We start from the raw sequence: 10000 nt of genomic DNA on the forward strand, positions 1-10000 counted from the left end.
AGTCTTTTCACAGGATGAATCAGGAACACTCCGACAGGTACCTGATAGCGAATTACGTCTGGATCTTCCGTCAGGCATATCCGAATTTCTATCAATCTCTCCCATAACAGCAAGAGGGGTCCTGAATGCAGCCATAACACAGACCGGTCCAACTGATCTGAAAGAGATTGAGTTCTCCCTCCATGCTTCGGTTCATGAGGATGCCGTACCCCCACAGACGATCACGGTAGGTTTCAACGCTTCTGCATCCGGATCAATCGAGACACGATTCGAGAGTGACAAAAATACCATCTCTCCCTTTCTCATAACTGATCGTGCGATCCTTTTGGTCAGGCTCAGCTCATACACCCTTAAAGCACCGATCTGGACCTTTGAACGGGCACAACCGGATGGATGGCTTGATGAACCCAGCACTCCGGTTGATTATGGTGACGGATGGACTGCGGTTGCCCTAAAGGCCACCCCTCCGGACCCGGAGTACACCGGTGATCCCCCGGAATCAGAAGATATCATGATCACCGCAACTTTGGGGAATACCCGTTCAGGGCCCGTCTCTGTCCCGGTGCTGCTCCTGAAAAGGCCAAAAATCGAGGCAGATACCTATCAGGTCACGTTGGTAAAAGGAATAAATGAGACTGTGAAAGTTCAGGTCCGGATTGAGCATGGCGGGTCTGATTCATGGGTCTTTGCAATTGATCCTGAAAAAACACTCAACCTTGTCAATGCAACCATTACTGTTCTGGATGACACCCATGCAGAGATAACCGTGACAGAACAGGATTCCCTTGATGAGCATACTGAGGGGATGTATGACCAGGAGACTTTCATAATCACCGCATCACCCCGTTCAGGAGAACTCTCCTTTCCTCTGGAATGCCATATAACCGTCACCATCTCAAAAGAGGGCCTATTCATAGATACCATCGCCAGACGGAAGGATACCGGAATGTATCATGTCCCGGTGCCGAATTCACAGATGGATTCTACTGCTCTTCTGGATTTTTATTACCTGGTCCTCACCGAAGATAACCAGATAATTTCTCATACTTCTGCCATCACCGACCCAAACCCTCTGGATTTTACTATCATGGAGGATGAAAAGACCACTTCCTATAATGCAGCCAAGGGATCTGGTCTTACCTTTGTATCCTCCGGAGTAAGGCAACTCAATACCCCTTCCGCGGTCTATTCAGTCTCGATGACCCGTCCGATACCCTTTGACGGAACCCCGATTCCAGTCAGGTGCCGTGCAACGGTAAAAAACCATGCAGGTTCTGAAGAGACCGGATATTGTGACTTCATGCTTGCCCTTGAGACCGATAATGTCAATCCGGGGAGTGCCAGCTGGGAGATTGAAGTCCGCCGGTGTGAGCGTATCATCAACACCATGGCACCAGAGCAGGCCAGACCAGAACTTCATGCCCTCCTCTCCAAACGAAAACAGGTCCTTGGCGTTGAAGGGCTCGTGCAGTTCAGATGGATGATCTATAACCGGGCGTACCGGCTCTGTCTTGAGGAGGCACAGGATTACCTGGATGCAGCAAACCGGTATGACCAGATCATCGAGGTCCTGGAATGGATACAGTGGGCCGGAGATCTCGCCTTTAATGCTGCTCTTGGAACGGTGGTCGGCCCATTTGGGGCGATCGCAGTCAATCATATAAAGGGGAAGATCCTGGGTGCTCTTGAAGCCTACCAGATGGGAACTCCTCCGGAGGCTTTTATCAGTTTCAATGATATCAAGGGCATAACCGAAGGAAAACTTATCGATCCGGATCAACTGGCAAAACTCACCGGTGACCGGAGATGGCTTGCATGGGGACTGTTTGCCGGGTATCACTTCTTAAAAACCCTGGTCCATGGAGAACCACCGAACAACACAGTGGTAGGAGCAGCCAAGGAGACCGCCCGCCAGCTGAGGGATGAGGTTATTGCAGACTGGCTGAATAGTACGGTAAAAACCCATGGAGCAAAACCGGTTTCTGACATCATCAGGGGTGGGAAAGGAGAGCCCGACGGAAAGAAGAAACCAGATGTGACTCAGAAAAAACCCGTACCGGAGGGAAAACCAGGAGATGAAAACGCAAAGGAAGAAGGCAAAAAGAAGCCGGATGAAGTGAAGGAGAAAGAGGAAACCGGAAAAGAGAAGGAAGGACCTGAAGGGAAGGATAAGCCGGATGAGAAGAAACCCGGTGATGAAAAGCCTAAAGACGGGAAAAAGACAGCAGATGAGAAATTAAAGGAAGCAACCTCCGAATATGATCGGTTGAAATCTGAATATGATGCAATAAAGGACAAATCATCAAAAGAAGCAAAAGAGGCCGCGAAAAGACGTGATAATGCACGACTGGCTATGGAGAAGGCAAAGGCAGAATCTCTGGCAGATAAGAACATCGCCGATTCTCAAAAGGAAGTGGATGCACGGGAGAAGATTAAGTTCGAAGAAGGGAGGAGGGAAGGCCGGAACAAGGTCAATGAGCTCAAAGATGCCTGGGAGAATCTTCAGAAGAATCCGGATGATCCTGTTGCGAAAAAACGATTCTCCGAGGTCTGTGAGAAGGTGCAAAAGGACAAGCATGCCATGCATGTCCTCAATGATGAACCCCACATACTTGATGGAAAAACCAGAAACCCTGGTGAAGAAAGTCCGCTCCGACGAGACTTCAATGAACACTGGAGACAGACCTATGACAATGTGGACCGGAGGGTAAAGCAGCGAATCGCAGACCAGCTGAATCAGAACCTGAAACCAGGTGAGAGACCATATAGTCCGGATGATATTGAGATTGCAAAGATCACCAATGTGAAAGATGCAGCACCCAGAACTCCAGACCAGGAGAGCACGAAATCCACCTTTGACCGTGATGTCACCTACAGGAAACCAAAGCAGCAGATGAGGATAGATCCCCATACCGGAAAGGCAGTCATAGACATCAAAACGGGCCAGCCGGTGTATGATCCTGTCATCGATCCCAAGACCGGAAAACCGGAGATGGAGGATGTTAAAAGCACCAATGAACCGATCAGGGATGCGAAGGGACATACACGGACGGAGAACGGAAAACTCGTGGAACAGGAGGGAACCGGCTCACGGGATATCTACAACCAGGAATTTTACCGCGAGCGACATGGAGAGTACCCGTATAAGACTGATGCAAGCGGAAGAGTTATCACGGGGCCTGACGGAAAACCGGTCATCGATCAGGCAAAATGCAATGAATATGCTGAACACATGGATCAGACAGTTACTGACCGGTTCCATACCGATGCATATGGGGGAGGAAAGGAGGATATCGGCCCGGCAACACGGGGAGACATGAAAGGCAAACCCTATAAGGATCTTGAAGCGACAACCCGCACCATGGAGACAAAGGTATATGAATGGTATGACCGGGCCGAAAAGGCAACTAAATCAGGAGATCCTAAAGCAGCCGGGGCGTACAAGGAGGAAGGAATGCGACAACTGACCAAACAGTTTAAAAACCAGATTGAACCGGTTGTGAATAAATACAACGAACTTGCCGGGTATCCGGATCCTCCCATTGCACGAATACCGGAGAATGTCCGTGCCGGTGTTGAGATCATGAACCGGGTCGGAAAAGATGGATTTACTCCTGCAGATGCCGAAGCAGCACTTGCCCATATGGGCGAATCCCCCCGAAGCATCATTCAGAAGATGTCAGGCATCCTTGAATCAGGTCAGAAACATATGTCAGCAGGTCAAAAACAGCAGTTATTCGAATATCTGAAGACCCTTCCCGAAGGCTAGAGGCACTCTATGACTACAAAAAAATGTCCGGCATGCGGTCAGGATAATTCACAAGGAGCGAAGTTCTGCAGATCCTGTGGTACTCTGCTCCAGAACGGATCACAAGGTGTTAATCCTGATGTTGGCAAAGGCTTCGGTGATTCCTTCCAAAAAGCGACTGAGATCCTTGATACCGTCGCATCCACCGCTTCAAAAATAGAATCAACGGTGACAAAGGCTGCACAGATTGGGACTGCTGCCCAGGAGATCTCGCAGGTAATTGTCCGTCCACCGGCTGAATGGCAGGTTGTCGTCGGAGACATCCTTCCTGCAGCAGGTGAGAAGATCATGGAACAGGGAGTGAAAACGGCAGAACAGAAAGTTCAGCAGGTGGTACGTCAGAAGATTACAGACGTTCTTTCTGACATCCCTCTCTCCGGAAAACGTGAATCTGATCGTTTAAATAATCTCCCTGAAACCTTTGTTCCAAGTGAAACTTCCCAAAAATCAAGTACACACTTTCTCTGCCCATCCTGTAAACAACCGGTAAATCCTGGAGTAAAATTTTGTAAAACGTGCGGAGCCCGGATACCTGACAAAAAACCCTCATCTTCAGTCCAGACCAGCAGGGTAGATCCAAATCTCTCCGTCTGTACTTACTGTAAAGCGCCACTCTCCCCAGAAGAGAAGTTTTGCAGGCACTGTGGAAAACCGGCAAGGCCATCTGCTCAAACTGACAGGAAAAACTCTGCCCCGGTCTGTCCATCATGCGGGAAGGATCTGAAACAGGGAGCAAAATTCTGCAGACATTGTGGAACAAAGATATGAACGGATATCATCAGAACACAGGTGATCATATGACTGCATGTCCTCATTGTGGATCAGATCTCCCTCCTGACAGTGCATTCTGCCAGGAGTGTGGAAAACCGGTATCAATTACAGAACAATCATCATCAGACTCGATGATCTGGACCGCACAGATACCGGTGATTACCAGTTCGGTTGTCGTCAAACAACTGGGAATGGCTCTGGGTGCAGGGTTTCTTGTGGTATTTGTCATCATCCTGTTCGCCCATCCCGGAGCTGCACTCTCTGTCGCACCCATCCTGTTTGTCATCTGGGCCTTCTTATTCGGACTGTCCCTGTTTATCGCCGGAATATACCAGAAAGCAACGAAAGGGGGGCCTGATGCAGTCTTCGCCGTGACCCCTGAAGGAATCGGCTATGCTGCGGGGGAGACTATCAAAAAGATCAACCGGCTTACTGCCATCGGATCTGTTGCCGGCGGGTCACTCACCGGCCTTGGAGGCAGCATGATAAACATCTCCCGTGAGATGGATTCAATTCCCTGGGATGAGATAAGGTCCATATCATACCAGAACCGGGAGCGGACCATCGTTGTGTACAGAAAAATTCTGATCTCTCCTATCATGCTGGCATGCACGAGAGAGAATTTCAACCAGGTAAAAGAGCTGATATCCCGGTATGCACCGCCCGGAACGATCAAAGGATAATGGTTATTCCCGGTACAATACAAAGAGCAGGATTCGTGCACCAATATATCCGGTAAACGCCAGAATAAGGGCAACTTCTGCATCATGCAGAATCAGTGAGCCAAAAAGCATACCGGAAAGGGCCACCAGACATACCACGAGGTACCGAAGGGTTGCCCACTGAATAGTAAAATGCCATGCTCCTCTGATCTTCATATATCTGCATTAACAGAGAACCGGTTAAAAGTGATGGTACAGGATGATAAATTCCTGATGTTATCTCACAATCTTGGTGATTGGTATCTCCAGGATATCCTCTGCCCCGGCAGCCTTCAATTCAGGTATCAGAGTATTTACCTTACTCTTCAGGACCACGGTCTCAAGGCTGAAATAATCGATACCATGAAGTTTTGCGACGGTTGGCTTCTTTAATGCCGGAAGGTTTGCAACGATTGAATCAAGTGATGCTGCCGGGACATTCATCGAGATGAGTACTTTATTCCTGGCATCGATAACGCCCATAAGGAGGGTTACTATCTCTTCTATCTCCTTTCTCTTGACCGGATCCTCAAAACTTGCGATATTTGCAATGATGGTCGTGTATGACTCCATGATCTGCCCGATGATCTTCAGACCGTTCTTCCGAAGGGTCGTTCCGGTCTCAGTCAGGTCAACAACCACATCCATAAGGTCAGGAACCTTTGCTTCACTGGCACCATAGGACGGAAAAAGTCGGACAGGAATGTTTAATTTTTCAAAAAAGTCCTTGGTCAATTTAGGATATTCGGTAGTAATCCGGCTGTCCGGGCGAATTTCACTGACGGTTGAGATAGGCTCACTCTGATGGACGGCGACTACAATTTTGACAATACCTGGCCCTGTTTTGCTGTAGTTAAGTTGTGCCACCTCTTTTACCTGTGCTCCGGATTCATGGATCCAGTCAAGACCTGATATCCCCATATCGAAATATCCCATCTCAATATAGGTCGGTATCTCCTGGGGCCGTAATATTTTGACCTTTCCTATCCGTGCATCATTGATCTGCGGATTGTAATCACGGTCAGTTCTCCTGACCTCAAGGTCGGCTTCTTTAAAGAGCTGGAGTGTCTGTTCTTCAAGGCTCCCTTTTGGGAGTGCGATGTTAATCATAGAACAATAGAAGGAGTGATATGAATTAAACCCTGACGGTTTGCATCTGTGTTCCATCTATCCCTAAAAAATCCTGAAACATTATCGAAAATTTTTTCTCCAATGATTTTCCGATTGTCTGATCGCTCCATATTGCATGGGAATGAGAAGAGAAACGCTGCCGCCATTGAAGTAGTGCACTCTTTGATATTCCTCCCTGAAGATTTTTAGGTTACTGGCTATGAAAGGGATGAAATTCATTATATAAGGAGTATATTGGATGAAATCCGTCAATTGGCGGATATATTAGATGACCTTTTTTACCTTGTTTAAAAAATGAACAGATTTAAACCTCATCTGATCAAACTGTACGAGTATACTTCTTATTCGTGTACCAGAGAGATGGAAATACCATGATTACGATTAATTTTGACGAAAAGGGATTGGTTCCGGTTATTGCGCAGGATGCCACAACAAAAGATGTACTGATGCTTGCATATGCCAATAAGGAGGCTGTGGATCTGACCCAGTCAACCGGATATGCCCACTACTACAGCAGGAGCAGGAATAAACTCTGGAAGAAAGGAGAGGAATCCGGACATCTCCAGAAGGTTCATGAGATCCTGGTTGATTGTGATGAGGATGCGGTCATCTACCTCGTGGATCAGCTCACCGCAGCGTGTCATACAGGATACCGGTCATGCTTTTACCGAAGGCTTGACGGGACGGTCTCCGGAGAGCGGATGTTTGACCCTAAAGAGGTTTACAAGAAAAAAGAATAATTTTTACGGTTAATGAATAAAAGGGGTCATCAGCAATCCCTCAATTTTTAACAATTATGACCTGCATTGGCGATACATTTCTTCCAATACGGCAATACCCCTGATTTGAACCTTGTCAGATGCTTTCACAGAATCTCTGGTGAATGTTTTTGCAATGAGCAGATAGTGAATATCACGAAATTCATGATGATATGAAAGAAAAACGACACTTTTTCAGAAGATTTGAATAGACTTTTTCTGCATTCACTCATGTCCTGCCATTTCAACTCACAAAATTTCTGTATAAGCCACATTTGGATTTACGGAATAATACCGAAATGCTTCAGGGACTGAAAATCTATCAGGAAGAGCGAACAGAGATAATCCTTACATATTCATGGTTCCATTATTCCGAATGATTATATCCGATTTTTGCATGAATATCTTCGTGAGGGTGAGAATATCTCAGTTTTTTCTGATTGATACATGGCGAATCATGAGGAGACATTTTCAGTCATCAGGATCAATAGAAATACGATGAGGTTTTTCAACACCGCCGGACCGGTCAACTGTGAGAAACATTACTGTCTTCCTCCTCTACCCGATTTGACCTCCCAGATATACTCACTCTCATCAGTCATGAGAAGTATTTTGTCCTGCATGCACCAGACAGACCGGGAAGACCTCATGCATGCTTGCTTTGCGTGATTATCTGAACCATGAAGGCAGGTATGTTGCAATTTATATGAATGTAGAAACCGCCCAGACTGCCAGAAGTGATGTTGGGAGAGGAATTAAAGCGATAATAAGCGAATTTGCGTTTCAGGCAGACCTGACTATACCGGAAGAGTATCACCAATACCCACAAAGGTAAAAATAAAAATATCAGAGAATTTTCAAAGTAATTTCAAAAAATTTATGATGCTTTCCAGAGAGTGTACTACTATCTGTTGTATGGTGCACCATGATTCCACCTGATATTACCCGTGATGACATCCTTTTGGCATTGAAAGAGATTGATACAGAAGGTGAACCTGACTATAGGGAATCAAAAGTCTTTTCTTTAATCTATCAAAATCGATTATATTCTCCAAAATATGTTCTGTCAATAGTTACCAGAATAAAAACCGGGAAAGAACTACCCAGTAAGGATTTTGATGCAAGAACCGCCAAGAATTTTTTATTAGATTATAATTTTCCGGTATTGCCGAAAAAGAATCTGGAAAACGCAGTTACCACGCTCAAATCAACATTTTCGAATAAAGACCGGTATGTTGAGTTAGAGAATGTAATTAAATCCCGTGATGAAGTCATTACGAAATATTCTTCTGTCTTTTCTCAGGAACATATCAATGATATTACCCCTGAAGAACTCATCGACTTTACGGAGTTCAAAAATAATCACCACTGGACTGGACTTACCCGATCAAAAAGTAAGTATCTAACCAACTTTTCAGGAGTTAGAAAAATACTCCAGACTCTGTTGAATGAAGACATCCCTATCGTTGATCGTTTTCAAAAAATTGAAATGATATCCGAAGATGAAGGGGTAAAAGGTCTTGGAAAAGGAATTCTTACTGCCATTCTGCATGTGACACATCCAGATAGGTATGGGGTGTGGAACAAAACTTCAGAGAATGGTCTGAAAGAGTTGGATATCTGGCCGGAATTTAGATCCAAAGCAACAGAGGGTGAAAAGTATTTCGTGATTAATGAACTTTTAAACTACCTCTCCGTTCAGGTGGGCGTAGACTTATGGACACTTGATGCTCTCTGGTGGAGAATTGATTCAACACGACCGGTATCAATACGATATTGGAAAGTAGCTCCGGGAAGAGATGCAATGTATTGGTCCCAATGGAAAGAAAAAAACACAATTTCCATCTATTGGTCCAAGTTACTGGATACAACGGGACCCGAAATCCTAACCATGCCCCACGAACAGATAATCTCTGCCTTCCAGGAGGTATATCCTGAAAAAGAACGTGCTACAGCCACAAGGCAAATCTCAAACTTTATCCATGAAATGAAACCTGGTGATAAAATAGTAATTAACAGAGGAAAGTCTTCTATTCTTGCCTACGGCCAGGTAGAGTCTGAAGCTTTTTTTGAGTCAAATGATGTCAGTAATATATATCGGAAAGTCATCTGGGAAAAAACAGATCTTGAAACCCCGATTCCAGATTCAATTAAGGGGAAATTCATGCAGACCGTGGTTGAACTGACACCTGATGAATATAATCTCCTCACCGGTTCAATGGAGAATTATTGGGGAATCTTACCTTCAGATGGTAAAAATAAACTTGGATCAGACCTCTATTACTGGGATTCCTGGAGAGAAAATGGTATAGTAACTACCAGTTACTGGAAGGATTTTATTAAAGCACACGGCGAATCCCTCCTTGCATATTCAGAGCAGGAATATCTCAAGGCTTTTCGCGATTTTTATCCTAATAAAGAACATTCGGACATGATTTGGAAGTTTATTCATCAGATGCATATCGGGGATAAAATTCTTTTAAACCGGGGAAAAAAATCCATAATTGCCTTTGGTGAGGTCATTTCTGAACCATTCCTGGATGAGTCGGGCGACACACTCGTCAGGAAAGTAAAATGGACATCATTACCTGAAGAAATACCAATTCCGTTGAGACTAATAGGTAAATTTTGCAGATATATCTTTCCAATAACGCCAGAAGAATATGAACAAATTTTTCATCCAGAGCCTATATCTGAAGAATTCGATCGTCTTGACAAATTACTCATGAAAAAGGGACAGGTCATTCTCTATGGACCACCGGGGACCGGGAAGACGTACCACGCAAAAAATTACATCGACTACAAGATAAAACACTCCCCAAAGGTACATC

Annotated in this window: 8 protein-coding genes; 6 read left to right on the forward strand and 2 right to left on the reverse strand. The window is 45.4% G+C overall.

Features of this window, described 5'->3' with window-relative positions; translation table 11 throughout:
* From LDL35_RS02060 to LDL35_RS02070, 3 genes are all read left to right on the forward strand, one after another.
* A partial coding sequence (locus tag LDL35_RS02060; RefSeq protein WP_304019001.1) for a hypothetical protein occupies window positions 1-3769 on the forward strand: 3769 nt, incomplete at its 5' end.
* A 9-nt stretch (window positions 3770-3778) separates the two neighbouring features.
* Window positions 3779-4576 carry a zinc ribbon domain-containing protein gene (locus tag LDL35_RS02065; protein WP_304019002.1) on the forward strand — a complete coding sequence of 266 codons (798 nt, stop codon included), beginning with the start codon at window positions 3779-3781 and terminating at the stop codon, window positions 4574-4576.
* A 29-nt stretch (window positions 4577-4605) separates the two neighbouring features.
* On the forward strand, window positions 4606-5262 hold the full coding sequence (locus LDL35_RS02070; RefSeq protein WP_304019004.1) for a zinc ribbon domain-containing protein: 657 nt from the start codon (window positions 4606-4608) through the stop codon (window positions 5260-5262).
* A gap of 3 nt (window positions 5263-5265) precedes the next feature.
* Here the strand turns inward: LDL35_RS02070 and LDL35_RS02075 are convergent, their stop codons facing one another.
* Together LDL35_RS02075 and hisG are read right to left on the reverse strand one after the other, a co-directional pair.
* Window positions 5266-5457: a hypothetical protein gene (locus LDL35_RS02075; RefSeq protein WP_304019006.1), complete on the reverse strand. Its 192-nt coding sequence runs from the start codon at window positions 5455-5457 to the stop codon at window positions 5266-5268.
* A gap of 60 nt (window positions 5458-5517) precedes the next feature.
* Window positions 5518-6447, reverse strand: a complete 930-nt coding sequence (hisG, locus tag LDL35_RS02080; RefSeq protein WP_304019008.1) for an ATP phosphoribosyltransferase — start codon at window positions 6445-6447, stop codon at window positions 5518-5520.
* 338 nt (window positions 6448-6785) lie between these two features.
* On the opposite strand from hisG, the gene hisI reads away from it, so the two are divergent.
* The 3 genes from hisI to LDL35_RS02095 form a co-directional block, all read left to right on the forward strand.
* A complete protein-coding gene (gene hisI, locus LDL35_RS02085) occupies window positions 6786-7151 on the forward strand; it encodes a phosphoribosyl-AMP cyclohydrolase (protein WP_304019014.1) in 366 nt (121 codons plus the stop codon).
* Between the two features lie 724 nt (window positions 7152-7875).
* On the forward strand, window positions 7876-8004 hold the full coding sequence (locus tag LDL35_RS02090; RefSeq protein WP_304019010.1) for a hypothetical protein: 129 nt from the start codon (window positions 7876-7878) through the stop codon (window positions 8002-8004).
* A 90-nt stretch (window positions 8005-8094) separates the two neighbouring features.
* A partial coding sequence (locus tag LDL35_RS02095; protein ID WP_304019012.1) for a hypothetical protein occupies window positions 8095-10000 on the forward strand: 1906 nt, incomplete at its 3' end.

The sequence above is a fragment of the Methanospirillum hungatei genome (genome assembly GCF_020216685.1).
GTDB classification, from domain to species: Archaea; Halobacteriota; Methanomicrobia; order Methanomicrobiales; family Methanospirillaceae; genus Methanospirillum; species Methanospirillum hungatei_B.

Coding starts and splice junctions, on each gene's coding strand:
- LDL35_RS02065 (WP_304019002.1), top strand. CDS start 3,779: ATGACTACAAAAAAATGTCCGGCATGCGGTCAGGATAATTCACAAGGA.
- LDL35_RS02070 (WP_304019004.1), top strand. CDS start 4,606: ATGACTGCATGTCCTCATTGTGGATCAGATCTCCCTCCTGACAGTGCA.
- LDL35_RS02075 (WP_304019006.1), bottom strand. CDS start 5,457: ATGAAGATCAGAGGAGCATGGCATTTTACTATTCAGTGGGCAACCCTT.
- hisG (WP_304019008.1), bottom strand. CDS start 6,447: ATGGAACACAGATGCAAACCGTCAGGGTTTAATTCATATCACTCCTTC.
- LDL35_RS02090 (WP_304019010.1), top strand. CDS start 7,876: ATGAATGTAGAAACCGCCCAGACTGCCAGAAGTGATGTTGGGAGAGGA.